The sequence below is a fragment of the Pseudidiomarina donghaiensis genome (assembly GCF_900116895.1).
Taxonomy (GTDB): domain Bacteria; phylum Pseudomonadota; class Gammaproteobacteria; order Enterobacterales; family Alteromonadaceae; genus Pseudidiomarina; species Pseudidiomarina donghaiensis.
Genome location: NZ_FPCF01000005.1, coordinates 124,981 through 150,519, shown reverse-complemented (window position 1 = coordinate 150,519; position 25,539 = coordinate 124,981). Strand labels below are relative to the sequence as shown.

The following is a 25,539-nucleotide window of genomic DNA, read 5'->3' as shown; positions in this document are numbered from 1 at the left end:
TTTTGGCTTCAAAAAGTATAATAAAGTGCCGCGCCAACACTTAAGCCCGACTCGGCAAGCACAGCCAGTTGAGGGTCGTTTTCGGCGATACCGCTAACGCGCGAGTTACGCCAATACTGTCTATCGGTTAAGTTAAACACGCCTACACTAATGTTGGTATCGGTATTCACATACCAACGCGTTAGCCAGTCTAGCGTCGCATAGCCTGGCGCCGAGAACAACTCCGCCCCGCCTTCGTCAACCAAATCGCGCTGCCCGCGTACGGCAGTGAGTATAAGTCGAGAGTCCCAAGCGTCAGCACTGTATTGTATTTCAGCGATAGCCCGCGGTGGAGCAACATCAGCAATGGCACGACCGCTTTGACGGTCCTCACCACGGCTGTATTCAGCGCTAAGTGCGGTAGACCAAGAATCACTCAGTTGTTGTGAAAAAGTCGCTTCTAGGCCCTCTATGACCACTTTATCGCGGTTTATTGATTGGAACACGAGTAGACCTCGTACAGGATCGAAGCCAAGCGATGCCCGGCTTTGAATAAAGTCACTATAGCGATTATGGTAAGCGGTTAATGACCACTCTCTTTCGGCAGAACGCCCGCGAACGCCAGTTTCAAATGCGTAGCCACGTTCGGCTTTTAAATCGGGGTTTGCAATTGCGAGCACGTTAAACTGTGGATAATACAAGCCAATATTAACGTCCGAGAATGGCGGCGCACGGTAACCACGTGCATATTGCGCAAACCACTCCGTGTTTCCAGCAAGCGGCCACACAATGCCCAACTTCGGCAACCATGCATCATGGGTTAAATCGGTCACTTCGGTATTTGGGTAGCGTAATTCAAATAATGCATCGTCTCGGGTTCGCAAGCGATAGTGCTCATAACGCAGTCCAGGACTAATCACCGGACCGTCAGGCCACAGTTGAAACTCATCGTGTACGTAAACACCAAGCTCAGTAACTCGCGAGCGCGGAAAATCGCGCAATGGAAAAGTTTCCCCGAGTAACACGTTGGTTGACACGCCGGTGGTTAAATTTGTTTGCAACGCGTCACGCTGATCTTCTAAGACAGAGCTAGATATTTCAAATCCGTAGCCCAGACGATGACGCATTTTAGCAAGCCGTAGATCGGTCTCTAAGTCAGCACCAATACCAGAGGTTTCTTGAGAAAAGTCAAATAACCGTTGTATGTCCAGCGGTTCTGGCAGCAGCATGCGCTGTTCATAAGAGTCTTGCTCAATGTCGCTGTGCTGTTGATAAACACGCCATTGCCCTCGGTCAACCCAAGCTGTTGGGGCCATATCTAAATCAGCCACTATACGATATTGATCGCGGCTGTCATCTCCAATAAGGCTGGTCGTTGCCACTAGCCGCCCGCTGCCTATTACCGAGTTAATATCGGTATCTCGCGATTCGCGTTGCAAATCTAGGGTAACGCGCCATTCGCCAAGCCCTGAGTCAGTTGCTGCGCGCAATAATACGGCTTGTTGACGGCGATGTTGATGGTCTCGCTTATCACTGGCGAGCCCTTCTGACTGCATATCTTGCCCATACTGAACTGCGGCTGCGACCATAAAGCTTGTGTCATTATCAGCGAACGCAGTCGCCGCCATCACCTTGGCTCGGTTACTATCGCTATTCACACCGAATTGTATTCGTGAGCCGTAGTTGGCCGTGGTGAGCACATCTTCAGTATCTAATAAGTTTACCGCAACAACACCACCCAGGGCTTTGCTGCCATAAAGCGTTGACGCTGGACCACGTAGAATTTCTACGCGACTGGCCAAACCCAGCTCTAGTAAGCCTCGGCCGGTGTTTGAATAGGTTCCCACCGCAAAATAATCTGCGACGGGTATTTGATCAATTACGACTGCGGTACGGTTACCGCCAATGCCACGAATACGAAAACCGCTGTGACCAAACCGGCTAGTAGTGTCATCGAGTTCGACTCCAGGTTGATAACGCACCATATCAGATGCGTTAAGTACCACATTACGCTGTAGGTCTTCTTCACTAATAATTGAGACCGTTCCAGCAACCTCTGAAAGTTGCCGTGGTTGCCGGTGAGCAACCACGGTAATTGTTTCCATTATCTGCTCTTGCTGAGCTGCTTCTGCTTTGTTCACATCTTGTGGTAAAGCCAGTGTTAACGAGGGCAGTACACCGACTGCCCCCGCCACAACACCAGCAAGTGCTGATGATCTCACGCTTAGTACACCTCGTTCCGTGTGTTGTAGTTGTTGAACTTGCCAGTTGGGGTGACCATTTTTTCACCCTTGATGACATGTTTCAGTTTGCGTGTTTTATCGTCCACAACGACAATTGCCGATTCTTCTTCTTGGCCGCTCCAAACCGAGAACCAAACTTCGTCACCCGCCATGTTGTACTCTGGCTGAACGATACGTTTAGGGCCTGGGCCTAGGTCAGCCCATTCACCAATTGGCAGCACTTCGTATCCGGCGTCAAGATTATCGATGTTAAACACCGCAACAGATTGCGATATTTTGGCATCAGGGTTAAACGGAGTATCAACCCAAAGGTTATTCGACTTCGGATGGGTTTTAATAAACAGCGAACCACCGCCTTGGCCTTCTAGCACACGAACCACTTTAAAGGCGTTATCTTTGTGGTTATCTGGGTCGGTACCAATGAGCGTGATATCGGCATTACCCAAAGCACTAGTTGCCCACACTGGACCATACTCAGGGTCAACAAAGTTGGCACCTCGGCCGGGGTGTGGAATCCGTTTTACCGGAATCAACGCTTCAAGTTCGCGGTCTTGTGCGTCAACCACGGCAATGGTGTCGTTCTCGTTTGCGGCAGTCATGAAGTAACGGCCAGAACGATCCCAACCACCATCGTGCAAGAACGGTGCGGCATCAATGGTAGTCACCTGCAAGTTATCTATGTCGGAATAGTTCACCAGCTTAATTTGCCCAGTTTCTTTCACGTTTACGATAAACTCAGGGTGTTTGTGCGAGCCAACAATCGCAGCCACGCGCGGCTCTGGGTGATACTCTTGGGTATCCACAGTCATGCCACGAGTAGAAACTATTTTGTTCGGCTCAAGGGTTTGACCATCCATAAGCACATAGTGCGGTGGCCAGTAAGCGCCAGCAATGGCGATTTTATCTTCATAGCCCTTAAAGCGTGAGTTCTCAACCGAACGCGCTTCTAAACCAATTTTAATTTCAGCAACCACTTGTGGTGGGTTCATGTACAAATCGATTAAGTCGATTTTGCCATCACGGCCAATGGTAGTGAAATAACGGCCTGAGCTTGAAGCACGCGAAATATGCACGGCATAACCGGTTTTCACGTAGTTTAGAATTTTTTTGCTGGCCCCATCAATAATAGCTACTTCACCAGCGTCACGCAGAGTTACAGCAAACATATTGTCAACGTCATAGTTATGCTGTGGCTTTTTCGGACGATCTTCCGGCTTCACGTGTACAACCCATGAGTCTTTCATTTCTTTCATGCCCCACTCTGGAGGCGTTGGCGGCTCATGCTGTAAGAAACGTGCCATCATATCAATTTGTTCGGCGGTCAATTCACCTGAGGTTCCCCAGTTCGGCATACCACCTGGCGAGCCAAAATTAATTAGGGCTTTGAGGTAATCGGTGCCTTTTTGCTGAGTAATATCGGTGGTGAGTGGCAAACCCGTTGCGCCTTTACGGAGCACGCCATGACACCCCGCGCAGCGTTGGAAGTAAATTTCCTGCGCTTTGGCGAACTCTTCTTCACTAATGTCTGGAGCGCCAGGTGTTTTCATCATTTTGCCGCCTTTCACAGCCGACGGCGCGCCTTTGTAGGAAACTTCGGCGGCGGTTGAGCCTTGATGCGGCTGACCTTCAGCTCGGTCTTTCAACCCCAGCTCAACCCGCACACCTTCCACTTCGTCTTCCGTAACTTTGCCACCTGTGTTGCCCCAACTCGACAACACATAACTGGCGATATCAGCAATGTCTTCGTCACTAATGTGCTGCATAGGTGGCATCACTGCGTTAAATTTTTGGCCGTTTACCTCGAGTGGGCCAGACATACCTTTTAAGATAGTACGTACTACATGTAGTTTGTCGCCAGTAACGTTCGGATTACCCGCTAATGGAGGGAATGCACCAGCTAACCCTTTACCGTTCGGTTGGTGGCAGGCTTGGCAATTCGCCTCATAGGCTTTCTTGCCGTCATCAGAAGCTGAAGCAACTGGGCTTACTGCAGTCAACAACAACCCTGTTGCTGCTGCCAGTATCGATAGTTTCGGATACAACTTTGTTACCACTTTAGTTTTCATTAGACGTCCTCCTTGTGGACACTCTTGAAATAAGACATTCATGTCTGGTAAAGCTGATCTGATACTAAGCCTAGTACATGTTTGTTTTTTGATCTATATCACTAATGTAAGTAGGGTTTTTGGGCCATGGTGGGTATCTCTTATGAGGTACGCACCTTTAATCCCCAGTCTTGCCATGCCTGTTTTGCTAACTCTTCGCGAAACTGTGGGGCGGATATGTTAATTAATGCTTCAGCACGCTCGGTTAGGCTTTTTGCACGTAAATTCGCGACACCATACTCTGTCACCACATAATGCACGTGCGCCCGGGTGGTCACCACACCCGCACCTGGGTTTAGCATGCTGCTAATACGCGATACGGTTCCACCGCACGCGGTTGCTGGTAGCGCAATAACTGAACGGCCGCCTTCTGACAAACTTGCACCACGTACAAAGTCCATCTGCCCGCCAACGCCTGAATAAATTTTGGTACCCATGGAATCCGCACAAACTTGGCCACTCAAATCAATTTGCAAAGCACTGTTAATGGCCATCACTTGCTTGTTTTGCCGTATTACTGACGTGTCATTGGTGTATTCCACATCTAAAAACGCCACCATGGGGTTATCATCGACAAAGTCATAGAGTGCTTGGCTTCCCATTGCAAATGTGGTGACAATACGGCCACGGTGCTTGCGTTTGCGTGAGTTATTTATGACGCCACTTTCAACCAGCGGCAATACGCCGTCAGAAAACATCTCAGTATGAATACCGAGGTCTTGGTGATTACCTAAGCAGCGCAAGGTTGCGTCAGGAATAGCACCTATGCCCATTTGTAAACAGTCGCCGTCGTTAATTAAGCTAGCAACCCGCTCACCGATTTGCGTGGTAATAGCCGACTGTTCCGGCTGCAAATGCAACGGCATTGGCGCCGAAAATTCAAAATAGCGGTCAATTTGCTTTAAAGAAATAAAGGAGTCGCCATGGGTGCGTGGCATTTGTGGATTGACCCAAGCAATGACTTTACGTGCTACTTGCAAGGCTGCTCGAGTAGCCTCAACGGAAATACCTAGGCTACAGTTACCATGCTGGTCTGGTGGAGAGACTTGAATTAATACGGCATCTAGATGCTGCTCACCAGAACGGAAGAGCTTTGGAATTTCAGACAAGAATATAGGTACATAATCAGCCAAGCCTTGATTAACCGCAGCTCGGGTAGACTTACCCACAAAGTAGGCCCGCTGGCGTAAATGTCCTTCTAGCTGTGGGTCACTGAGTATTTCGCTGTGCTCGGTATGCAACTGCAGCAAGGTTAAATTTCTACGTTGCAAAGCCACTTCTGCAAGACCTTCCAACAACTTGTATGGCGTTGCAGCCATAGACTGGCACCAAATAACATCATTATTTTCTAGAATTTCGAGGGCTTCTACCGCATTTTGCACGAGCATAGTGGCTCCTTTTCAGGTACATTTTTGCCATATCAATTGGCAACAGTGAGTTTAGATACTATGAAAGTATTCGTTATGCTCGGCGCGATCAATATGGCTATTGGGGTAATTCTTGGCGCATTTGGGGCACATGGCCTTGAGCGCATTATTTCAGCAGACATGATCAAAGTGTTTCAAACCGGTGTGCAGTATCACATTTATCATGCTTTAGGGTTACTCATGGTTGCCGTATTGCTTATTCCTTATCCACACGCTTCAGGCTTACGCACCGGCGGTTGGATTATGTTCGCCGGCATCATTTTATTCTCCGGTAGTCTATATTTACTGGCATTAACTGGTCTGAAGTTTTTTGGCCCCATTACACCGCTTGGTGGCGTTTGTTTTATTGTGGCTTGGATCTGGATCTTCTGGGCGATGCTTAAGGAGTTTTGATGAAAAAATTCATTTTAATCACGCTATTATTCGTGTGGACGAGCCCAACACTTGCGTGCAACAGCCCGTGGGAAAAATGCTGGGCTGGGCAAGAATTTAAAGACAACAAATGCAGTGCAGAAGTGCAACGAATGAGCGCCTATGAAGCCAAACAATGGCTACAAGAAAACCCCCAGTGGCGGTTGCCAAGCGCAGAGGAACTAAAACAGTATTTTTTAAGTAGCAATGCCGATCACCTCCGACAACTTGCTGCTGAGCAAGGTGTCAGCGCAGTGTTAAGTGGCGATGTTATGCAACACGGCAACGAACTACTTGCGGTATCCGTGAATATTCAAAATGGCGAAGTTGAATTGCAGCCATGGCGGCAGCCACTGTTAGTTCTTTGGAGAAAAACATCATGGTAAACCTTAAAAAGGTCATGACATGGTTGCCAATTTTTGCTGTTGCAAGCCTGTTATTTTTCTTCAGTACGAATGCCAATGCCTGCTCGTGTATTGCCCCAAATACCGTGCGCGATTTCAATGAGGCGCAACACGTATTTTTGGCGCAAATAAAAGAAGTTATTGTGGTTCGCGCTGGGCATGAGGCGACCTACGACCCTGGTGAAGTTAATGGGTTATTTGACGTAGTGAAAACCTTTAAAGGCGAACCTGCTTATGTAACCCATTTAGTGGCGCAGCATAAGCCTAACGGCGGAATGTGTGGCGAAACACTCGCGCAGCAACTCTATCTTGTTTTTGCTCAAAGTGACGGCACGGTTGGTGTCAGTCTGTGCTCACCGACAAAAGTTGCGACGCGCTTAAGCCCGAATAAAATTGATCTCATTGAGCGCCTTGCCAACTCAGAGCAAGCCAAATATATGAACGGTGTGTTTGATGCCGAAACGGGGCTTTTAACGCTAGAAGGCAGTGCACAAGGTCAACCTATATTTGAAGGACGTTTAGGAGTTTATGAAGGCCGCCATAGTGTCGAATTTGAAGGTTATCAGTTAACCAGCGGCGACTTGGTTATCAGCCAGGTTATAACCATCAACGAACAGGCTATTGAATAGCCTGTTCACGCTCAGGAAGTAATGACACAGCCAGCGCAGCTAGCACCAGCATAACGGTGGAAACCAACAAACAGGCCATAATCCCCCATTGCTGATACACCCAACCAGAAAGAATAGTACCGAGCAGGCGCCCTCCGGCATTCGCCATGTAGTAAAAACCGACATCGAGCGACACCCCGTCGTGCCGTGAATAAGCCACAATCAAGTAACTATGTAGTGACGAGTTAAGCGCAAACAAAATACCAAAAATAGCTAGGCCAATCATGACAGTTTCAGCAATCGGCCATTGTTGCCACAGCGCGATAGCAAGCCCCAGTGGCGCAGCACATAGCAAGCCAGCCCAAATAACAATCTGCTGCCTTGCTGCAGCCAAGTTTGCACCGGTAAAACGTGGCGCCACAGCCTGCACCACACCATAGCCAATAACCCATAAAGCCAAAAAGCTTCCTACTTGCCAATGGCTCCAATTTAGCTGTGCAGCTAAGAAAACCGGAAGCGCAACCACAAACCAAACATCGCGCGCTCCAAACAGCATAAACCGGGCTGCCGACAAAACATTAATCGGGCGGCTTTTTGACAGTAGCTGGCGAAACTTGGGTTTAAACGAAGCCTTCCCAACGTCTTTGGTTAACACCACCAAGCTTATTAACCAAACCAATGTCAGCATAATCGCCATACTGGCAATGGCCCACGTGAAGCCCACCAGCGTAAGTAGCAAGCCACCTAAGAAGAAGCCAATGCCTTTTAAGGTATTTTTAGAGCCTGTTAACAACGCCACCCATTTGTACAATTGGCCTTGCTGGCTGTCGTCGACCAAAAGCTTGATGGTGCTTTTAGCACTCATTTTATTCAAATCTTTGGCAATACCGGAAAGCGCCTGCGCTAGCATCACCCACACTACCGTAAGCATGGTAGGCGGCACCAGTAACATAGCAAGCGCTGCAATTTGCAGCCCTAACCCAATATTCATGGTGCGGTTAAGCCCCCAATGAGCGCCTAACCAGCCGCCAAACAAATTCGTTACCACCCCAAAAAATTCATAAAAAACAAAGAGCATGGCAACTTCAAGCGCGCTGTAACCAAGCTGGTGAAAGTGCAATACCACCAGCATTCGTAACGCACCGTCGGTAAGGGTAAATGCCCAGTAGTTGCCGGTAACAATAAGGTATTGCCTAACCGCCGGGGCAAGCTGACCTAACATGTGCCAACCTTTTCAATTAGCTCAACGGTGCGATTTGCGTAACCCCACTCATTGTCATACCACGCATAAATTTTGACATGGGTGCCGTTGATGACTTTGGTTGATAGCGCATCAATAATGCTTGAGCGTGGGTCGGTTTTATAATCAATGGACACCAACGGGCGCTCTTCGTAGCCAAGAATACCCTTGAGCTCGTTTTGCGCGGCAGACTTTAGCCAGCCGTTAATTTCAGCAACTGAAGTAGGCTTTTTCACCTCAAATACGCAGTCGGTTAACGACGCATTAGCCAAGGGTACACGTACTGCATGGCCATCAATTTTGCCTTTAAGCTCAGGAAATATTTCCACAATAGCGGTGGCCGACCCCGTTGACGTTGGAATGAGGCTCATACCGCAAGCACGAGCGCGGCGTAGATCCTTATGCGGAGCATCCAGAATACTTTGGGTGTTGGTGAGGTCATGTATTGTGGTAATTGAGGCGTGCTTAATGCCAATTTTATCTTGTAGTACTTTCACGACCGGCGCCAAACAATTCGTGGTACATGAGGCCGCGGTAATAATTTGGTGTTGTGCGGGGTCAAATAAGTGATCGTTAACACCCATCACAATATTCAGCGCACCGGGCTCTTTTACTGGCGCTGAAACAACCACACGTTTTACCCCTTGCTCAAGGTAGTCATTCAGTACGCTGACGGTTTTCATTTTGCCCGAGGCTTCGAGCACGACATCACAGTTGCGCCAGTTATTATCGCTAATGGTTTTGTGGCGACTAAAGGCAATACGGCGCTCGCCAATAACCAAAGTGTCACCATCGGCTGTCGCTTCATGCTGCCAGCGCCCATGTACCGAGTCAAAATTGAGCAAATGCGCAAAGGTTTCGGCATCGGCACCGGGGTCATTCACTTGCACAATGTCAAAAGCTGGATTATTCCACGCAATACGAAATGCTAAACGGCCAATGCGGCCTAAACCGTTAATTCCCAATTTAACTGTCATGCTGTGTCTCCAAATATTCTGTGCTTGCCGAACAATGTATCGGTGTCGGGTAAAGCTGTGGATTATGGTTCGCTGTGATGTCGATAACTTGGCGCATCCAATCGGGCATACTTTCATTTAACCGGTAGTAAACCCAGCGCCCCTGCTTACGATCAACGAGTAACCCAAAGTCACGTAATTGGGCTAAGTGTCGCGATACTTTCGGCTGTGACATACCGGTCGACTCGACAAAATCGCACACACATAGCTGAGCGTGTTGCGCCAACATTAAGATCATAGACAGCCGTAATGGGTCCGCCATTATTTTGAAAAAATCTTCGGGGCTATTGAATAATTGCTTGTGCTTGCTACCTTTGCGCAAAATCAGTAAGAACATACGTATGCGCTCGCTTAATTCATGCACAGTACGTGTGTAGGCTTGCGGATCGGAGCTACTCACTGGGTCCGGAAAGTCCCAAGCAATGAATTTGCTATCACCAAATTCCGTTTGGCATTCATGGCGAGCGCGATCACACAAACTTATTACGTAATCAAATTCATGAGTAGGCAAGTCAGCGAGACTTTTGGCGCGCAGCCCCGTGGTATCCACCTTGAATTTCCGAAGTGTTTCCAGTGCTTTCGGTTCCACCGCTGTTGGTGCTGAACCAGCGCTATATACCTGAATGCCTTGGCCAACAAACTGCCGCAAAATGGCTTCGCCCATAATCGAGCGTGCGGAATTTGCAGTACACAAGAAAAGTATCTTCATGGGGCACCATACATATGAATAATCATATATATGGTAGATCGAATATGTTTTACCAGCAAGAAAATTCTGGAAATCTGAAAGCAAAAAGCCCGAAGGCGTAAACCTTCGGGCTTTTTTAAATTTGGAGCGAGAAACGAGATTCGAACTCGCGACCCCAACCTTGGCAAGGTTGTGCTCTACCAGCTGAGCTATTCTCGCAATGTGTTAACGAGGGCGTATTTTACGGATCAGGGCATTCTCGTCAACCACTTTTTTCGGTTTTTTCGCTTTTTTCGTTCGTTCGCTCGTTAATTAAACATTCTGGTGTTTTTTTCCACGCAACCACAACTGGGCTAGCAGTTTGCACGCCTTGATTATTAACAAATACGATAGAATTCTTTTTTACCCGATCGAGCCACGACTGCACTAGGCCGGCCTCATCAATAAAATCCTGCGCCTTGCAGTACCATTGTTGCAGGTCAGAAACGGAGTGTGGACTCTCTTGGGTAGCCATCACGGGCGAACTGAATATGCTTATGAGACCGAGTAACGTCATTGCTTGTAAAACTTTGCGCATTATTCAGCCTCCTTTGCTTTGGTATTTAGTTTCGCTTCTAATTCTAGCAGTCTTTGTGGTGGTTCTCCCGGCAACACTAAATACAGAGAATTACTCAACACTGGCATGCCATCAGGCATGACTTTGTTCTCAAAGACCAACTCAATATTCAACTTGGCAACATGACTGTCGTTACGAAATGACGGATTGAGGAATAGATCGGGCTTCACACCATTGGTTGATATTTCTTGCGGAAATAAGGACGACATTGCGCGCGCGATGCGTTTACCTATTAACCGCTTAAATTCTTGCTCATAGTCATTCAAGCGTGCGTCAACCGGCATGTAGCGATACACCGAATAGGTCAGGTAGGCCTCAGCATGACGCACTAAGTCATCGCGCTGGTGTTGCGATTGCGCACGCCCTAAGGTTCTAAAAAGTGTATCGCTGACATAAGTTTTAAACCCTTCGCGAAGGTCGGTTAATGGCCGCCATTGACGCGCAGTGAGAATGGCTTTGGCGCAACTTCGGGCACGGCCATCCCAATTCTCGTAAAGCTCTGACATACTTGGCACGCCGCTACCATGCAGCTCTAATAGCCACTGTTTGGCCGCCTGACTCATACGTTCTTCAAAATACCCTTCAAACTTCATGAATTTTTTATATTCGCCTCGGGTTAGCGCGAGCACTCCAGGCTCCATCTGTAACTTTAACGGCAGAAAACGTTGTTGATGATCTCGGTTAAACGCCAACATTTTAGCAACGGCGCCATTAAACACGCGCTCTTCGTCATTGAGCGACGAACGTGATAACGACTGAATATAGTTCTCATACAGCTGCTCACGTGCCTGCTTTGCTTTGCGACGCAAACGGAATGGCTTATAGGGAACGTCTTTAGTGAGCTTGAGGAAATTTTCGTACGCAATAATGGTATTGCGTCGCTCCGCCAAATAGAAATTTCTTTTGTGAGACTGTACCTGGCGAAGCGCAAAAAAACCGATACTCAGCAGCTTTTGCAACCCCAAAAAGAAAGGCGGCAACAACCACCACAAATAGGTTTTGACAAAACCGCCAGGAATCGCAAATGGCACGCTTGTTTCGCGCAACTGCTGCGGCGTTAGTGCCACTTCACTATCTACTTCAGGCGCATACCAAACCAGTTCAGCGAGTGCCTGAATAGGTAGCCAGCGGTTAATATGCCACGCCAAATAAGCAGTTTGCTGCCCATATGGCGTTTCAATGAGTGTTTGCTGTTCAGCAAAAACCACATATTTGGGCGGCCCGAAAGTAAAGCCAAGAAGTACAACTAAACCTCCGACAATAAGGAGCTTTAACATGTGCTTCGTATTCCTTGTTGTTGTTATTATTATCTAATATCCGGATTTAAATAAATGAGTGCGATAATATTTGAGTTCTTCTATCGACTCACGAATGTCGGCTAAAGCCGTGTGCGCGCCCTGTTTAGTGAGCCCATTGGCCACTTCCGGCGCCCAGTATTTTGCTAATTGCTTCAGTGTACTGACATCTAAATTGCGGTAATGAAAATAAGCTTCTAGCTGTGGCATATGCTGGGCTAAGAACCGGCGGTCTTGGCAAATGCTGTTCCCACACATAGGCGAGCTTCCTGCCGTAACCCACTGTTCTAAAAACGCAATCGTTTCATCACTTGCTTGTTGCTCATCATAGCGGCTCTCTTGCACGCGCGCTACTAAGCCAGATGTCGTATGGGTGCGAACGTTCCAGTCGTCCATTTTATCGAGGTTCGCTTGCGGTTGATGCACCGCAATCACTGGCCCTTCAGCAAGTACGTTCAAGTCATAATCCGTCACAATGGTGGCAATCTCTATAATGTGGTCATATTCAGGGCTCAAACCTGTCATTTCGAGATCAATCCAAATAAGACGTTCTGCACTTGCGCTCATATTTTGTCCTTGCTGTTGGTTACAATTAAGTTCAGGCACTATTGTGCGTAATAATGTATGATCAAATCCAGTATGAACTGGAAATTATTACATGGCAAAACAACGACGACTGAATAAAGGACAACTGCGCCGTATTCGTTCGAACCAAGAAAAACGTATACAGCAAGCAGAGCTGGAAACCGACATTCAAGATGCCGTGCTAGGTAGTTCTGAAGCCGGCATTGTGGTTAGCCGATTTGGTCATCAAGCAGTCATCTGTACCGACACTGAAGCTTCTCTGCGGTGTCATATTCGTCGCACCGTAGACTCCTTAGTTTGTGGTGACGTGGTGGTATGGCGACGCTTTCAGCAAGTCTCCGGCGATGTGGTTGGGGTCATTGAGGCGGTCCAGCCGCGCCAGTCACTGTTGTGTCGTCCCGACTATTACGACGGTTTAAAGCCCGTAGCGGCTAATGTCGACCAAATTCTCATTGTTTCAAGTGTGGTTCCTGCGTTTTCAAGTCAAATTATTGACCGCTATTTAGTGGCCTGCGAAGACATTGAAGTGACTCCGGTTATTGTGCTTAACAAAGCAGACTTAATCGCGGGTTTAGATGAAACCGAACAGCAAGAAATTTACAATGCGCTCGATGTTTATCGCGATATTGGCTACCAAGTATTAGAGGTCAGCGCGAAACACCCGCAATCGCTGGTTGATCTGCATCGATTATTAGATGAGCATGTGTCGATTGTGGTGGGTCAATCTGGGGTCGGAAAGTCCTCGTTGGTCAATGCGTTATTGCCAGACATTGATGCCGATGTTGGCGCCGTATCAGACAACTCAGGGCTTGGGCAGCACACAACCACTGTAGCCACTCGCTATGTTGTGCCCACGGGCGGTATTTTAATTGACTCTCCAGGAATACGCGAGTTTGCCTTGTGGCACTTAGAGCCAGAGCGCGTTGCTTGGTGTTATCGCGATTTTCGGCCATACCTTGGCCAATGTAAATTTCGCGACTGCAAGCACATCGATGACCCTGGTTGTGCCTTACAAGAAGCGCTCGAAGCAGGTGACCTGCACGCACTTCGGCTGTACAATTTCCATAGAATCATTGAATCCATGTCGGCCAACAAGCCGACCAGAGCAAATACTCGAGGTAAAAAGTCGTGAATTGGGATCGCGTAAAAATTCAATTGCAGCATTGGTTACCGAAGCATGCAGTGTCACGTTTAGTCGGTAAATTTGCTGCAGCGCAAGCCGGCTGGTTTACGCAGGCATTTATTCGGTGGTTTATTCGCCACTATAAAATTGACATGAGTGAAGCGATTCACGAGAACCCGCGTGCCTACAAAACCTTTAATGCATTTTTTACCCGCTATTTAAAACCTGAGCTGCGCCCATTAAAAGCCGACCAGCCTGAATTATTTGCTCACCCGGTTGACGGCGCTATCAGTCAATTAGGTGACATTGAAGAAGGGCGTATTTTTCAAGCGAAAGGCCATGACTACAGTTTGACTGAACTCGTAGGTGGTGACCCGCGCGATGCACACGCTTTTCGCGACGGCGATTTTGCGACTATTTATTTAGCCCCGAAAGATTATCATCGCATTCATATGCCGTGCGATGGCGTGCTGCGTAAAATGATTTATGTTCCTGGTGATCTCTATTCCGTGAACCCGTTGACCGTTGCCAACGTGCCAAACTTATTTGCCCGAAATGAGCGCGTCGTCGCTATTTTTGAAGGCGAGTTTGGTAAGTTCGCCATGGTTTTGGTTGGGGCAACAATTGTCGCTAGCATTGGTACGGTATGGTCTGAGACCGTCACTCCACCACGCGGGACCGATGTTCACACGTGGGAATATCCGGCCAGCGGTGATCAAGCAATTAGCCTTAAAAAGGGTGCAGAAATGGGTCACTTCAAATTAGGATCAACGGTGATTTTGTTGTTCCCCGATGACGTGATTGATTTCGCCGACGACCTTAAAGCAGGCACAACGACCCGTATGGGTGATGTGCTCGGCAAACGCGACGACTAAACATGCTTATTTTTGCGCATCGTGGCGCTAGCTTTGAAGCCCCAGAGAATACGATTGCGGCTTTTGGGCGGGCGTTAGATGCGCAAGCCGATGGTATTGAAATTGACGTCTATCCGCTTGAAGACGAATGGATTGTATTCCACGACCGTTACCTCGCCCGATTAACCGCACAAGAAGGTCGACTTCAAGATTTTAACCTTACACAACTGCGCAGTTTAAAAGTATTTGGTCAACACCCTATTCCAACCTTGGACGAAGTGCTCGACTTTATTGGCGGGCGCTGTATGGTGAATATCGAACTAAAAGGGGCCGATATCACCCGCGGTTTAACGCGCCATTTGCGCCGTGCAGTTGAGCAATCGGGTTTCCAGCCAGAACAACTTTTAGTATCAAGCTTTAATCATCACTGGTTAAAACAACTCAAAGAAGACCATCCAGAACAATCTATCGGCGCACTAACGACTAGCTGCCCACTTAGCTATGCACGTTTCGCCAGTGAGTTACAGGCATGGTCAGTACATATTGATGTCGACTTTATAACGCCGGAATTTGTCGCCGATGCACACCTGCGAGGGCTGAAAGTTTTAGTGTTTACGGTAGATGAACCACAAGATATGCTTGAGCTTAAGCGCATGGGGGTAGATGGTATTTTTACCAACCACCCCACGCTAGCTAAAAATGTACTCAACGGCCTGTACGTTGACGCCAAAGAGGCGAACCGTTGGGTTTGAGTGGCAAGCGCCGCTATAGCGACGCCTCCGTTTTATTATCAGGGTGTTGCTGCTCAAGCTGCGCCAACTCATGCGCTAACTGCTCAGGCGAAGAGGTGTTACGAGCCAACAGCGAATAAAGTGCTGGAATGATAAATATCGTCAAGAACGCCGATAACGCTACCCCAGAGAAGATAACAATACCAATCACCATACGACTTTCTGCACCAGGCCCTGAGCCAAGTATAAGCGGCAGCGAACTCATCAGTGTGGTAAACGCCGTCATCACAATAGGACGTAAACGCTGCTGTGAGCCTTTTACAATGGCGTCGTCGAACTTCATACCCGCATCGCGTAGCTGGTTAGCAAACTCAACAATAAGTATGCCGTTCTTCGCCGCAAGGCCGATCAACATCACGATACCAATTTGGCTATAAATATTAATGGTCATGTCTGTGGTATATAAGCCGATAATTGCACCTAAGAACGCAATTGGCACCATAAGCATAATAACCAGTGGATGAATAAAGCTCTCAAATTGGGCCGCCAGCACCAAATAGGCAACCAACAAAGCCAACACAAAAACAAAGACAACTGAGCTTCCGCTCTCTTTGTACATTTGTGATTCGCCTTTGTAATCAATACTAACGTCTTCCGGTAATTCAGTCCGGACAATCTCTTCGAGGTAAGCTAACGCTTCACCGAGCGAGTAACCTTCCGCGAGATTTGCTTCGATAGTAATGCTGCGCATACGGTTGTAACGATTCAGTGAGCCGGAAGTGGCCTGTTCTTCCACAGTTACTAGATTCGACAACGGAATTAATGAACCTGAGCTGGCTGAGCGCACATAAATATTATCGATAGCCGTGGGGCTGCGATAATCTGAACGCTCGCCTTCAAGAATAACGTCGTACTCTTCGCCGCGATCAAGATAAGTCGTTGCGCGTCGCTGGCCAAGCATGGTTTCAAGAGTCCGCCCTATATCACCCACCGATACCCCAAGATCGGACGCGCGTTCTTGGTCAATTCGAATGAGCAGCTGTGGCAAGGTCGCTTTATAGTCGCTATCTAGGTCTAACAAGTTCGGATTTTGGCTGGCCTTCTCAACCACAATATCGCGATATGCAGCCAGTTGCTCGTACGTGTTTCCTTGCAGGACGAACTGTACGGGTCGACCGCCACCACCACTAATACCGCTACGCATAAATGCAAATGCACGCACCCCAGTCACTTGGTTCAGTTGTTTTGATACCTCGTCCATCAGCTCAAAGGTCGACCAATCGCGCTCCTCAAAAGGCACCGCACCGACAATCGCCACACCTGCCGAATTGCCCCAACCCGGTGAGCGAATAATCAAGCGGTCAACTTTGCCTTGATCAATATACGGCATCAAAATACTTTCAATTTCACGCATATTGGCTGAATTCGATTCAAAGCTCGCGCCTTCTTCACTGCGAACCATGACATAAAAAGTCCCCCGGTCTTCAGGCGGCACAAATTCTTGCTCAATAAATTGCATCATGCCGTATGACAAAACACCGGCTAGAATGACCAACAAAGCCGCCATCCAAGGGTACGCTAAGGTGCGTTTGAGTACGCGTACATAGCCCGCTTCGACCCAATTAAAACCTTTATCTATAACTTGGCCGAATTTGCTCGAGCGCTCCTTTTTGTGAAGAATTTTAGAGCTCAACATTGGCGATAAGGTTAGGGCAGCAATACTGGAAAACGCTACCGCGGCGGCAATTGCTAGCGCGAACTCAGTAAATAGTTGGCCTATATTGCCATCCAAAAAGGCCAGTGGCACAAACACAGATATCAATACAAGGGTGGTTGCAACTACCGCAAAACCGACTTCTCGGGCACCTCGATAGGCAGCTAATAATGGCGGCTCCCCTGCTTCTACTCGGCGGTAAATGTTCTCAAGTACGACAATAGAGTCATCAACGACCAGTCCAATGGCCAGCACTAAAGCAAGTAACGTTAGCAGGTTAATAGAGAAACCCATCGCAAAGAGCGCAATGTAAGATGCAATGATTGCCACCGGCACGGTCAATGCGGGAATTAGAGTGGCTCGAATGTTTCCTAAAAACATATAGATAACAACAACCACAAGGGCCATTGCGATACCCAGCGTATTGTATACCTCGTCAATTGACCCCTTAATGAAAATAGAGGAATCGTAACTTGGTACTATAAACATGGTTTCCGGCAAGGTTTCAGCGATTTGGTTGATTTCACGCTTAACGTTTTCAACTACCTCTAAGGTATTGGCTTTAGATTGCTTTACAATACCAATACCAACCATGTTGATGCCGTTACCACGGAAATCAGTTTTGTCATTTTCAGCGCCCATTTCAATGCGCGCCACTTCCGCTAATCTGACTAACTGCCCGTTGTCACCACGTTTAATCGTAAGCCGTTTGAAATGTTCAGGGGTGAGATAGGTTCGAGCTACGCGTACGGTAAACTCACGATCGATTGACTCAACTTCACCGGCAGGTAATTCAACGTTTTCCGAACGCAAGCGGCTTTCAATATCTGTTACGGTGATATTTCGTGCGGCCATGGCATCACGATCAAGCCATACGCGCATAGCATAACGGCGCTCACCGCCCAATTGCACCCGTGCCACGCCATCGACCACTGACAGTCGATCGGCTATGTAACGGTCTGCATAGTCCGTTAACTCAAGCACCGACATGGTTTCACTACGCAAGTTATACCAAACAATGGTGCTTTCGTCGGAGTTCGCCTTGGACACCTCAGGTGGATCTACTTGTTCCGGCAAGTTATCCAGCACTCGTGATACTCGGTCTCGAACGTCATTTGCAGCGGCATCAATATCGCGGTTTAACGTAAACTCAATACTGATTCGCGAGCGGCCATTGCGACTGCTCGAGTTAATATTTTTGATTCCTTCAATGCCACTAATACGATCTTCAATAACTTGTGTTATTTGCGTTTCAACAATATCTGCTGAAGCGCCTGTATAATTGGTATCAATAGAAACAACCGGCGGATCAATATCTGGATACTCACGCAACGGCAACATGGTGAAAGCCACAATACCGAAAACAATCAGCAGTATATTGACCACCGAGGCAAAAACGGGGCGTTTTACCGACACATCTGAGAGTAACATGGATTAGTCCTCCCGAACGGTTACAGCAACACCATCGCGCAAGCGTACCATGCCTTCGGTGACGATGTTGTCGCCTGGCTTAACGCCGTCAATAACTTCGACTATACCGGGCTTACGACGGCCTAACGTAACCGGCGTTTGCTGCGCGACATTGTTTTCGTCAATCACGTAAACAAAGCTTTGATCGTTAATCGGAACAATCGCTTTTTCGGGCAAGATCATGGTTTTATCGACACTACGCAATAAGTTCACGCGCAGCAACATACCTGGACGCAATTTGTTGTCATCATTCGGAATAATTGCGCGAACGAGAATAGAACGAGTCAACGGGTCAACGCGAGAGTCAATACTGCGAATTTCACCGCGAAATTCTTCGCCGGGATATGCGCCGCTGCGCGCAGCAACAGCCTGCCCTAAACTTAAACTGGCAAAATAGAGCTCTGGAACATTGAAGTCGAGCTTAATTGGAGTCACATCGTCTAGTGTCGTTATTTGCTCACCTGGCGAGACTAAAGAGCCTACGCTGACATGGCGAATACCTAAGCGCCCACCAAATGGCGCGACAATACGTTTCTGCGCCAACAATGTTTCCGCGACTTCAAGTTCTGCAATAATGTTTTTAACCGCGACGTCTTGCGTCTCTAACTGCTGCTGCGAAGCAGCATTTTGACGACGTAGATCGACTAATCGTTGGTACTGACGATTCGCTTCCGCCAAGCGAAACTTGAGCTCTTGAACACGTGCTTTTTCCTCGCGAGAGTCCAGCTCAACCAAAAGCTCACCCGCTTTAACAACGTCGCCATCATCAAAATGCACAGCCATGACCACGTCTTGGGCCTGTGCTGTGACAACAATCGATTCATTGGCTTGCGCGGTACCTAAGGCTTCAATGACATCACGAAACTCGCTAATTTGAGCGGTTTGAATTCGCACCGGCACCGGGTTTTGAGGCCGCTCTTCTTTACCGGCATTGGGGTCGGCAAAACCGAAGAAATAGACTGCAGCGCCAATCAGTAGCACTACAAAAATGAAAATTGGATTGAAAAGATTTCGTGCGGCCATAAATCCCTCAGGTTACAACGTAGGCATAATGTCATTCTTGACTCTATTGTAACCTAGGGATTTTATCGGACATCCCCACTTATCGGACATTAAGCGGGGTTTACCGCAAATATACCAAGCAGCGGGCTTGATTACTTGTGATAAGCAGGGCTAAGCTTGTGAACCGCCTCAATAAATGCCCCTGCGTGCTCAGGATCCACTTCAGGGTGAATTCCGTGACCTAGGTTAAATACGTGACCATGCCCATGACCATAACTAGCAAGAATGGTTGCAACTTCTTCTTCTATACGCGCTGGTGGCGCATAAAGCACACTTGGGTCCATATTGCCTTGCAAAGCAACTTGCCCATTGACTGCTTGGCGAGCAAAGCCAAGGTCTGTTGTCCAATCAACACCTAAAGCGTCACAGCCAGTGGCTGCCATATCTGCTAACCAAGCGCCGCCATTTTTAGTGAACAGGGTTACAGGTACTTGGCGGCCGTCTGCATGACGCGTTAAACCATCAACAATTTGCTGCATATAACGCAGTGAAAATTCGCGATAATCGCGTGGGCTCAATACCCCACCCCAAGTATCAAAAATCATCACAGCTTGAGCGCCTGCGGCAATTTGTGCATTCAAATAACTAGTTACTGACTGCGCCAGCTTATCAAGCAACAGGTGCATGGCCTGTGGCTCACTAAACATTAGTTTTTTAACTTCACTGAAGTTCTTGGTACTGCCGCCTTCTACCATATAGGTCGCGAGTGTCCATGGGCTGCCTGAGAAGCCTATTAATGGCACTTGACCGTCAAGCTCACGGCGAATGGTGCGCACCGCATCCATCACATAACGAAGCTCTTGTTCAGGGTCAGGCACACCAAGTCTGCTAATACTCGTTAAATCACGAACGGGGTGTTTGAACTTTGGACCTTCGCCAGCTTCAAAGTACAAGCCTAGGCCCATGGCATCTGGAATAGTTAATATATCTGAGAACAAAATGGCGGCGTCTAACGCAAAACGACGTAACGGTTGTAATGTCACTTCACAGGCCAACTCCGGATTCTTACAAAGTGACATGAAGTCACCAGCCTGCTTACGTACTTCACGATATTCAGGCAAATAACGTCCAGCCTGACGCATCATCCAAATTGGTGTGCGCTCGGTGGGTTGACGCAACAGCGCGCGTAAGTACAAATCGTTTTTCAACTCAGCCATGTTTGTGTGTATCCCGTGTGTATTCCATGCGCTTATTTCGCATGCTAGGTAGCCTTGAATTAAGTTGGCGTATTTTATCAGGATTCACTATTTCTTTCCTGATCAATTTCAGCTTTTACGCGCATAATCAGCTTGTGGGCGATGGTTCCCTCGCCAGGTATACGTGGTAGCTTATTGATATCAAACCAACCGCCTTCTTCTAGCTCAAATGGATCAATCCTTACCTCGCCACCGGCCCAATCTGCAACAAATCCAACCATCAACGAATTCGGAAATGGCCAAGATTGACTGCCGACATAGCGTGGGTTTTTGATATTTACGCCAGCTTCTTCCATAACTTCGCGAGCCAAGGTTTGCTCCAGCGCTTCACCGGCTTCAGCAAAACCGGCAAGTACCGAATAAAGGCCTTCAGGATGGCGTTTGCCGCGCGCCAGCAAAATTTGGTTATTGCGGCGAATTGCAACAATAATACATGGTGAAATACGCGGGTAGCAGCGATGCTGGCAGCTATGGCAGTGCATTGCTAGCTCCCAATCGACTGCTTGCATCCGCGCACCGCAACGACCGCAAAAACGATGGGTTGCCAAAAAGTCGGCCACTTGCTTCGCCCGCGCAGCCATCGCAAATAGCGCATCATCGTCTTTGGTAATCAACTCACGAACACTTATAAAGTCACCAACCGCACTAAAATTTGTATCACCGAAGTCGGCGATAACTAAATAACAATGCCGCTCACGCAGTTCGCCAATAAATACAGTTTTGTATTCGCGTAAATCAGGCATTGGCAATTCGCTTAAATAGCCGTGTGGTATTTGCTTGTCGTCTGTAACTAAAATGTCGCCAGCCGAAATTACAAACCACCATACTGGTTCGTCTTGCGCGGGTTTCTGGTAAGGTTTATTCATTCAGTATTCACCTGATTATGTGAAAAACAGTTGACGCTAGCTTAGCATCATCAGTAGATTGGAAGCTATTCAGCAAACGGAGACAACCATGTTACGACGTAACGAGCAAGCCAAGCAACGCTGGGGAGGCGCCCACGCCGCTGTGGATACTTGGTTACATGAACGCCAAGCCATGCTCATAGAGTATTTTAAATTAGCCGGCTTGCCACCCTACGAACGCGATGCACACGCATTGCCTGCCGCACAAGATGTCAGCAATTTTTGCGGACTATTGATGGACTACGTTTCTGCCGGTCATTTTGAAATTTATGACCAGATAATTAGTAATAGCCGCTCTGCTCCTGAGTCGACCCGCGAGCTTGCCGAAGAGTTATTCCCACTAATTAGCGACACCACCGATATTGCGTTGGACTTTAATGACAAATACAGCGAAGTGACGCCTGAATCTGAATTAAAAGGTTTTGATCGCGATTTATCAAATTTAGGTGAAGCGATTGAATTAAGAATGGAATTTGAAGATAGGTTATTAAATACCTTAGAGCAGCACCAGCTGCTCTAAGGCTCTAACTAGCGTAAGCCGAGCAAATTATTGCTTGGCTTCAACCTCTACATCTGGTTGCTCAGGGTCTTCTGGCTGAACCACTTCAAGTAACTCAACTTCAAAGATTAACGTTGCGTTTGGTGGAATTTGACCATTGCCTGCACCGCGCTCACCATAAGCGATATCGCCAGGAATAACGAAGCGATATTTGTCACCTTCGCTCATTAATTGCACGCCTTCAGTCCAGCCAGGAATAACCCGGTTTAGTGGAATAATCAAAGGCTCGCCGCGGTCATGAGAACTATCAAATTTGTCACCGTTAACCAAGGTGCCAGTATAATGAACTTTGACTAAATCCGTTGCTACTGGTGAGGCACCGCCTTCTGGACCTTCCGCTAATATTTCGTATTGCAGACCGGATTCAGTAACTTGAACACCTTCTTTTTTAGCATTCTCTGCTTGATAAGCTTGGCCTTCTTCAAGTGCTTTACCGCCAATGGCAGCGCTGCGTTGCTCAGCAATTTTTGCTTGCATGGCCATGATTAGTTCTTCTGCTTCTGCTTGAGGAATTTTAGCCTCGCCTTTAATCGCATCAACAAAACCAGTAATCACAAGTTCACGGTCTAAAACAAACTCAGCTTCGTCTTGGCGATCTAGAGTTTGCCCTACAAATTCACCTAAGCTTGAACCGAATGCGTAAGCCATTTTTTCTTGTTCAGCTTCTGGCGCAGCTTCGCTCACTGGGTATTTCTCTTCTTGCTGCATACATCCAGATACTGCAAGCGCGATTACTGCCAGCGCTAATGGCTTTTTAAATTGCTTCATTTATTGTCTCCAGGATTGAATTCTCTGTCAGAGTAAGTTGTAATTCGTCGCGCTGAATATACTACACATAATTAGGGGTGTTTGCCTATGGCTGCGCACAATCAAGATGACTTAATGCAACGAATAGCTGATCTCGAAAGCCAGCTTACTTTTCAGGAAGACACCATTGAAACATTGAATCAACTGGTAACTCAACAAGCACATGAATTACAAATACTGCAGCGTAAGATGCAGGTTTTAGGCGAAAAGTTCCAACAAATTAACGATCGCCAGGGCGACATGCCCAATAACCCAGCTGATGATGTTCCGCCACATTACTGAGTTGCACAAAACTTGACCCGCCGCGAGCGACCCCGTATAACATTCTTTCTACTTTTTACGGAGGTCTCATGTCCATTCAACATCCTATTATTGCCGTAACGGGCTCATCTGGTGCAGGCACTACCACCACCAGCCAAGCTTTACGTCATATATTTCGTTCGTTGGATGTTGAGGCCGCTTGTGTCGAGGGCGACAGCTTTCACCGTTACTCACGGCCGGAAATGGAACTAGCGATTCGTAAGGCCCAAGAGCAAGGTCGCCATATTAGTTATTTCGGCCCCGAAGCCAATGACTTTGCGCGTTTAGAGGCATTGTTTAGGCAGTATGGCGCAACCGGTAATGGCGAGATTCGCCGTTACTTACATAGTTTCGATGATGCAGTGCCTTATAACCAAGTGCCCGGCACATTTACTCCCTGGGAGCCACTGCCGGCCGATACCGACTTGTTGTTCTATGAAGGCTTGCATGGCGGTGTTGCAGGTGAAGGCTATGACGTTGCGCAACACGTCGATTTACTTATCGGCATGGTGCCTATTGTTAACCTAGAATGGATTCAGAAGCTTCTGCGAGACACTTCTGAGCGCGGCCATTCGCGCGAAGCGGTTACGCAAAGTATTGTGCGCAGCATGGAAGACTATATTCACCATATAGTGCCGCAGTTCTCGCGAACCCATATTAACTTTCAACGCGTACCGACCGTCGATACCTCAAACCCGTTTAGCGCTAAAGATATTCCATCGCTAGATGAGAGCTTTGTGGTGATTCGTTTTCGCGGCATGAAAAACGTCGATTTCCCGTATTATTTGCGCATGATAGACGGCGCATTCATGTCACGCATGAACACCTTAGTGGTGCCTGGCGGAAAAATGGTATTTGCTATGGAATTAATACTAGCGCCGCTTATTGAAGAAATTCTTGATAAGCAGCGCAATGGTGGGCATATCGACTGGCTCAGCCGTTAAAGCCAAATTGCCTGGTACTCAGCGCCGCGGTCTTGTGCCAGTATGGGCGTTAAGTACGCCATAATGGCGTCGGCTTGCTGGGTTAAACCAAACGGTGGGTTGATGAATAGCATGCCGCAGCCGTTGAGTTTCGAGGTGTCTTGCGCTTGACGAATCAAAATATCTACAGCGAATAGCTTATCAACACCAGCAATAGCCTTCACTTTTTGATGAAAATCACCCACCGTTAGCGGATCTTTTATTGGGTACCAAACCGCATAAATGCCGTTAGCCCAACGTTTAACACCTTCGCGCAATGCGCGTACCACTTGCTCAAACTCATCCCGCTGCTCAAACGGTGGGTCAATGAGCACCATGCCACGTTTCTGCGGCGGCGGCAGTAGCGCTTTAATCGCGCCGTAACCATTGCTCGCTTGCACCTTAATTTGTCGCGCTGCAGGAAATTCACGAACATTTTCGCCGAGCTCTTGGGCATCTTGAGGGTGCAGCTCGCACAGGGTCAGTTGATCATTTGCACGTAGGTGCGACGCACTGAACCAAGGCGAGCCGGGATACCAGCGCAGCTCGTTAGCAGGGTTGTGGCTACGCACCATGTTGACATAACGCTGTACCGCTGCTGGTAGGTCATCGCGCCCTAACAAGCGCGCAACGCCATGTTCAGCCTCAAGCGTTTTCTGCGCTTGCTCACCAAGCAAGTCATACATGCCCACACCGGCGTGGGTATCGAGCAGAAAGAACGGCTTATCTTTTTGTTGCAGGTAATCTAACGCAACACATTGAAGGACGTGTTTGACAACATCGGCAAAGTTGCCGGCATGGTAACTATGCCGATAGTTCATTTGGGTACCTTCTATTCTTCTTCAATGCTGTAGCTGTGAGTTATTGTGACCGATGCTTCAAGCATTTTCGCAACTGAGCAATATTTATCAGCAGACAATGCAACAGCGCGTTCCACATGCTTTTCAGCAACATTGTGGCCGCTTACCACAAAATGTAAATGTACTTTGGTAAAAACAGCCGGCACCGCATCGGCACGCTCGCCATTCACTTCACAGCGGACACCAGACACCTGTTGTCGCGCTTTTTCCAAAATGCTGACCACGTCAACCGATGAACAGCCACCAGCAGCCATTAACACCAGCTCCATAGGGCTTGCTGCATCTACTTTGTTGCCGTCCATGGTGACGCCATGGCCAGAACCCGAGGTGGCGTCAAACACCAAGCCTTCACGCCAGTTTACTGTTGCTTTCATTGCTG

25 protein-coding genes and 1 tRNA gene are annotated in these 25,539 nt (G+C 48.0%); 9 read left to right on the top strand and 17 right to left on the bottom strand.

What is annotated here, in order from left to right; translation table 11 throughout:
• Positions 1-8 precede the first annotated feature (8 nt).
• The 3 genes from BM334_RS09735 to BM334_RS09725 form a co-directional block, all read right to left on the bottom strand.
• The gene (locus tag BM334_RS09735; RefSeq protein ID WP_092841228.1) at positions 9-2,201 is read right to left on the bottom strand and encodes a TonB-dependent receptor; all 2,193 of its coding nucleotides are present in this window, start codon (positions 2,199-2,201) and stop codon (positions 9-11) included.
• Between the two features lie 2 nt (positions 2,202-2,203).
• Positions 2,204-4,288, bottom strand: coding sequence for a cytochrome D1 domain-containing protein (locus BM334_RS09730; protein WP_092841226.1), 2,085 nt, complete (start codon positions 4,286-4,288; stop codon positions 2,204-2,206).
• Positions 4,289-4,428: 140 nt separating this feature from the next.
• Complete coding sequence (locus BM334_RS09725) at positions 4,429-5,715, bottom strand: acetyl-CoA hydrolase/transferase family protein (protein ID WP_092841224.1); 1,287 nt, start codon at positions 5,713-5,715, stop codon at positions 4,429-4,431.
• A gap of 60 nt (positions 5,716-5,775) precedes the next feature.
• Between BM334_RS09725 and BM334_RS09720 the strand changes: the two genes are divergently transcribed.
• From BM334_RS09720 to BM334_RS09710, 3 genes are read left to right on the top strand one after another with little or no spacing between them, the layout of a single operon-like run.
• On the top strand, positions 5,776-6,147 hold the full coding sequence (locus tag BM334_RS09720) for a DUF423 domain-containing protein (RefSeq protein ID WP_092841267.1): 372 nt from the start codon (positions 5,776-5,778) through the stop codon (positions 6,145-6,147).
• The gene (locus BM334_RS09715) at positions 6,147-6,551 is read left to right on the top strand and encodes a hypothetical protein (RefSeq protein ID WP_092841222.1); all 405 of its coding nucleotides are present in this window, start codon (positions 6,147-6,149) and stop codon (positions 6,549-6,551) included. Before BM334_RS09720 ends, BM334_RS09715 begins: the two co-directional genes overlap by 1 nt.
• Positions 6,545-7,198, top strand: a complete 654-nt coding sequence (locus BM334_RS09710) for a hypothetical protein (protein WP_092841220.1) — start codon at positions 6,545-6,547, stop codon at positions 7,196-7,198. The genes BM334_RS09715 and BM334_RS09710 overlap by 7 nt, the downstream gene beginning before the upstream one ends.
• On the opposite strand, the gene arsJ is transcribed toward BM334_RS09710, so the two are convergent.
• The 7 genes from arsJ to orn form a co-directional block, all read right to left on the bottom strand.
• Positions 7,188-8,399, bottom strand: a complete 1,212-nt coding sequence (arsJ, locus tag BM334_RS09705) for an organoarsenical effux MFS transporter ArsJ (protein WP_092841218.1) — start codon at positions 8,397-8,399, stop codon at positions 7,188-7,190. The genes BM334_RS09710 and arsJ overlap by 11 nt on opposite strands.
• Positions 8,393-9,394, bottom strand: coding sequence for an ArsJ-associated glyceraldehyde-3-phosphate dehydrogenase (locus tag BM334_RS09700; RefSeq protein WP_092841216.1), 1,002 nt, complete (start codon positions 9,392-9,394; stop codon positions 8,393-8,395). Before BM334_RS09700 ends, arsJ begins: the two co-directional genes overlap by 7 nt.
• On the bottom strand, positions 9,384-10,142 hold the full coding sequence (locus BM334_RS09695) for a metalloregulator ArsR/SmtB family transcription factor (RefSeq protein WP_092841214.1): 759 nt from the start codon (positions 10,140-10,142) through the stop codon (positions 9,384-9,386). The genes BM334_RS09700 and BM334_RS09695 overlap by 11 nt, the downstream gene beginning before the upstream one ends.
• Before the next feature lie 122 nt (positions 10,143-10,264).
• A tRNA-Gly gene (locus BM334_RS09690) sits at positions 10,265-10,340 on the bottom strand.
• Between the two features lie 43 nt (positions 10,341-10,383).
• Positions 10,384-10,698, bottom strand: a complete 315-nt coding sequence (locus BM334_RS09685; RefSeq protein WP_092841212.1) for a hypothetical protein — start codon at positions 10,696-10,698, stop codon at positions 10,384-10,386.
• Positions 10,698-12,014 carry a hypothetical protein gene (locus tag BM334_RS09680; protein WP_092841210.1) on the bottom strand — a complete coding sequence of 439 codons (1,317 nt, stop codon included), beginning with the start codon at positions 12,012-12,014 and terminating at the stop codon, positions 10,698-10,700. Before BM334_RS09680 ends, BM334_RS09685 begins: the two co-directional genes overlap by 1 nt.
• A 33-nt stretch (positions 12,015-12,047) precedes the next feature.
• Positions 12,048-12,599: an oligoribonuclease gene (orn, locus tag BM334_RS09675; protein WP_092841208.1), complete on the bottom strand. Its 552-nt coding sequence runs from the start codon at positions 12,597-12,599 to the stop codon at positions 12,048-12,050.
• Positions 12,600-12,690: 91 nt separating this feature from the next.
• Here orn and rsgA point away from each other — a divergent pair, with 91 nt between their 5' ends.
• Genes rsgA through BM334_RS09660 form a run of 3 tightly spaced genes read left to right on the top strand, consistent with a single transcriptional unit; the run spans position 12,691 to position 15,346 of the window.
• Positions 12,691-13,749: a small ribosomal subunit biogenesis GTPase RsgA gene (rsgA, locus tag BM334_RS09670; protein ID WP_092841206.1), complete on the top strand. Its 1,059-nt coding sequence runs from the start codon at positions 12,691-12,693 to the stop codon at positions 13,747-13,749.
• Complete coding sequence (asd, locus tag BM334_RS09665) at positions 13,746-14,615, top strand: archaetidylserine decarboxylase (RefSeq protein WP_092841204.1); 870 nt, start codon at positions 13,746-13,748, stop codon at positions 14,613-14,615. Before rsgA ends, asd begins: the two co-directional genes overlap by 4 nt.
• A gap of 2 nt (positions 14,616-14,617) precedes the next feature.
• Positions 14,618-15,346 (top strand): glycerophosphodiester phosphodiesterase, encoded by a 729-nt coding sequence (locus BM334_RS09660; RefSeq protein ID WP_092841202.1) that lies wholly within the window; start codon positions 14,618-14,620, stop codon positions 15,344-15,346.
• Between the two features lie 13 nt (positions 15,347-15,359).
• Here the strand turns inward: BM334_RS09660 and BM334_RS09655 are convergent, their stop codons facing one another.
• The 4 genes from BM334_RS09655 to nudC all read right to left on the bottom strand — a co-directional run bounded on the left by BM334_RS09655 (position 15,360) and on the right by nudC (position 21,633).
• On the bottom strand, positions 15,360-18,470 hold the full coding sequence (locus BM334_RS09655; RefSeq protein WP_092841200.1) for an efflux RND transporter permease subunit: 3,111 nt from the start codon (positions 18,468-18,470) through the stop codon (positions 15,360-15,362).
• Positions 18,471-18,473: 3 nt separating this feature from the next.
• On the bottom strand, positions 18,474-19,532 hold the full coding sequence (locus BM334_RS09650; RefSeq protein ID WP_092841198.1) for an efflux RND transporter periplasmic adaptor subunit: 1,059 nt from the start codon (positions 19,530-19,532) through the stop codon (positions 18,474-18,476).
• Positions 19,533-19,663: 131 nt separating this feature from the next.
• Positions 19,664-20,728 carry a uroporphyrinogen decarboxylase gene (gene hemE / locus BM334_RS09645; protein ID WP_092841196.1) on the bottom strand — a complete coding sequence of 355 codons (1,065 nt, stop codon included), beginning with the start codon at positions 20,726-20,728 and terminating at the stop codon, positions 19,664-19,666.
• A 77-nt stretch (positions 20,729-20,805) separates the two neighbouring features.
• A complete protein-coding gene (gene nudC / locus BM334_RS09640) occupies positions 20,806-21,633 on the bottom strand; it encodes an NAD(+) diphosphatase (RefSeq protein WP_092841194.1) in 828 nt (275 codons plus the stop codon).
• Between the two features lie 88 nt (positions 21,634-21,721).
• Here nudC and rsd point away from each other — a divergent pair, with 88 nt between their 5' ends.
• A complete protein-coding gene (rsd, locus tag BM334_RS09635) occupies positions 21,722-22,192 on the top strand; it encodes a sigma D regulator (protein WP_092841192.1) in 471 nt (156 codons plus the stop codon).
• A gap of 27 nt (positions 22,193-22,219) precedes the next feature.
• On the opposite strand, the gene BM334_RS09630 is transcribed toward rsd, so the two are convergent.
• The gene (locus BM334_RS09630) at positions 22,220-22,999 is read right to left on the bottom strand and encodes an FKBP-type peptidyl-prolyl cis-trans isomerase (protein ID WP_092841190.1); all 780 of its coding nucleotides are present in this window, start codon (positions 22,997-22,999) and stop codon (positions 22,220-22,222) included.
• Between the two features lie 87 nt (positions 23,000-23,086).
• Here BM334_RS09630 and BM334_RS09625 point away from each other — a divergent pair, with 87 nt between their 5' ends.
• Complete coding sequence (locus tag BM334_RS09625; protein WP_092841188.1) at positions 23,087-23,320, top strand: SlyX family protein; 234 nt, start codon at positions 23,087-23,089, stop codon at positions 23,318-23,320.
• 68 nt (positions 23,321-23,388) lie between these two features.
• A complete protein-coding gene (locus BM334_RS09620; protein ID WP_055438894.1) occupies positions 23,389-24,282 on the top strand; it encodes a phosphoribulokinase in 894 nt (297 codons plus the stop codon).
• Here the strand turns inward: BM334_RS09620 and BM334_RS09615 are convergent.
• Together BM334_RS09615 and BM334_RS09610 are read right to left on the bottom strand one after the other, a co-directional pair.
• Positions 24,279-25,121: a 23S rRNA (adenine(2030)-N(6))-methyltransferase RlmJ gene (locus BM334_RS09615; protein WP_092841186.1), complete on the bottom strand. Its 843-nt coding sequence runs from the start codon at positions 25,119-25,121 to the stop codon at positions 24,279-24,281. The genes BM334_RS09620 and BM334_RS09615 overlap by 4 nt on opposite strands.
• An 11-nt stretch (positions 25,122-25,132) precedes the next feature.
• The gene (locus tag BM334_RS09610; protein WP_092841265.1) at positions 25,133-25,534 is read right to left on the bottom strand and encodes an OsmC family protein; all 402 of its coding nucleotides are present in this window, start codon (positions 25,532-25,534) and stop codon (positions 25,133-25,135) included.
• Between the last annotated feature and the right edge of the window lie 5 nt (positions 25,535-25,539).

What these genes read in the sequence shown, in the direction of transcription:
- BM334_RS09730 (WP_092841226.1), bottom strand. Translation starts at nt 4,288, where the DNA reads ATGAAAACTAAAGTGGTAACAAAGTTGTATCCGAAACTATCGATACTG.
- BM334_RS09680 (WP_092841210.1), bottom strand. Translation starts at nt 12,014, where the DNA reads ATGTTAAAGCTCCTTATTGTCGGAGGTTTAGTTGTACTTCTTGGCTTT.
- hemE (WP_092841196.1), bottom strand. Translation starts at nt 20,728, where the DNA reads ATGGCTGAGTTGAAAAACGATTTGTACTTACGCGCGCTGTTGCGTCAA.
- orn (WP_092841208.1), bottom strand. Translation starts at nt 12,599, where the DNA reads ATGAGCGCAAGTGCAGAACGTCTTATTTGGATTGATCTCGAAATGACA.
- BM334_RS09700 (WP_092841216.1), bottom strand. Translation starts at nt 9,394, where the DNA reads ATGACAGTTAAATTGGGAATTAACGGTTTAGGCCGCATTGGCCGTTTA.
- rsgA (WP_092841206.1), top strand. Translation starts at nt 12,691, where the DNA reads ATGGCAAAACAACGACGACTGAATAAAGGACAACTGCGCCGTATTCGT.
- BM334_RS09660 (WP_092841202.1), top strand. Translation starts at nt 14,618, where the DNA reads ATGCTTATTTTTGCGCATCGTGGCGCTAGCTTTGAAGCCCCAGAGAAT.
- BM334_RS09625 (WP_092841188.1), top strand. Translation starts at nt 23,087, where the DNA reads ATGGCTGCGCACAATCAAGATGACTTAATGCAACGAATAGCTGATCTC.
- BM334_RS09610 (WP_092841265.1), bottom strand. Translation starts at nt 25,534, where the DNA reads ATGAAAGCAACAGTAAACTGGCGTGAAGGCTTGGTGTTTGACGCCACC.
- rsd (WP_092841192.1), top strand. Translation starts at nt 21,722, where the DNA reads ATGTTACGACGTAACGAGCAAGCCAAGCAACGCTGGGGAGGCGCCCAC.
- BM334_RS09710 (WP_092841220.1), top strand. Translation starts at nt 6,545, where the DNA reads ATGGTAAACCTTAAAAAGGTCATGACATGGTTGCCAATTTTTGCTGTT.
- BM334_RS09615 (WP_092841186.1), bottom strand. Translation starts at nt 25,121, where the DNA reads ATGAACTATCGGCATAGTTACCATGCCGGCAACTTTGCCGATGTTGTC.
- BM334_RS09685 (WP_092841212.1), bottom strand. Translation starts at nt 10,698, where the DNA reads ATGCGCAAAGTTTTACAAGCAATGACGTTACTCGGTCTCATAAGCATA.
- BM334_RS09655 (WP_092841200.1), bottom strand. Translation starts at nt 18,470, where the DNA reads ATGTTACTCTCAGATGTGTCGGTAAAACGCCCCGTTTTTGCCTCGGTG.
- BM334_RS09620 (WP_055438894.1), top strand. Translation starts at nt 23,389, where the DNA reads ATGTCCATTCAACATCCTATTATTGCCGTAACGGGCTCATCTGGTGCA.
- BM334_RS09630 (WP_092841190.1), bottom strand. Translation starts at nt 22,999, where the DNA reads ATGAAGCAATTTAAAAAGCCATTAGCGCTGGCAGTAATCGCGCTTGCA.
- BM334_RS09720 (WP_092841267.1), top strand. Translation starts at nt 5,776, where the DNA reads ATGAAAGTATTCGTTATGCTCGGCGCGATCAATATGGCTATTGGGGTA.
- arsJ (WP_092841218.1), bottom strand. Translation starts at nt 8,399, where the DNA reads ATGTTAGGTCAGCTTGCCCCGGCGGTTAGGCAATACCTTATTGTTACC.
- BM334_RS09715 (WP_092841222.1), top strand. Translation starts at nt 6,147, where the DNA reads ATGAAAAAATTCATTTTAATCACGCTATTATTCGTGTGGACGAGCCCA.
- BM334_RS09725 (WP_092841224.1), bottom strand. Translation starts at nt 5,715, where the DNA reads ATGCTCGTGCAAAATGCGGTAGAAGCCCTCGAAATTCTAGAAAATAAT.
- BM334_RS09650 (WP_092841198.1), bottom strand. Translation starts at nt 19,532, where the DNA reads ATGGCCGCACGAAATCTTTTCAATCCAATTTTCATTTTTGTAGTGCTA.
- BM334_RS09695 (WP_092841214.1), bottom strand. Translation starts at nt 10,142, where the DNA reads ATGAAGATACTTTTCTTGTGTACTGCAAATTCCGCACGCTCGATTATG.
- nudC (WP_092841194.1), bottom strand. Translation starts at nt 21,633, where the DNA reads ATGAATAAACCTTACCAGAAACCCGCGCAAGACGAACCAGTATGGTGG.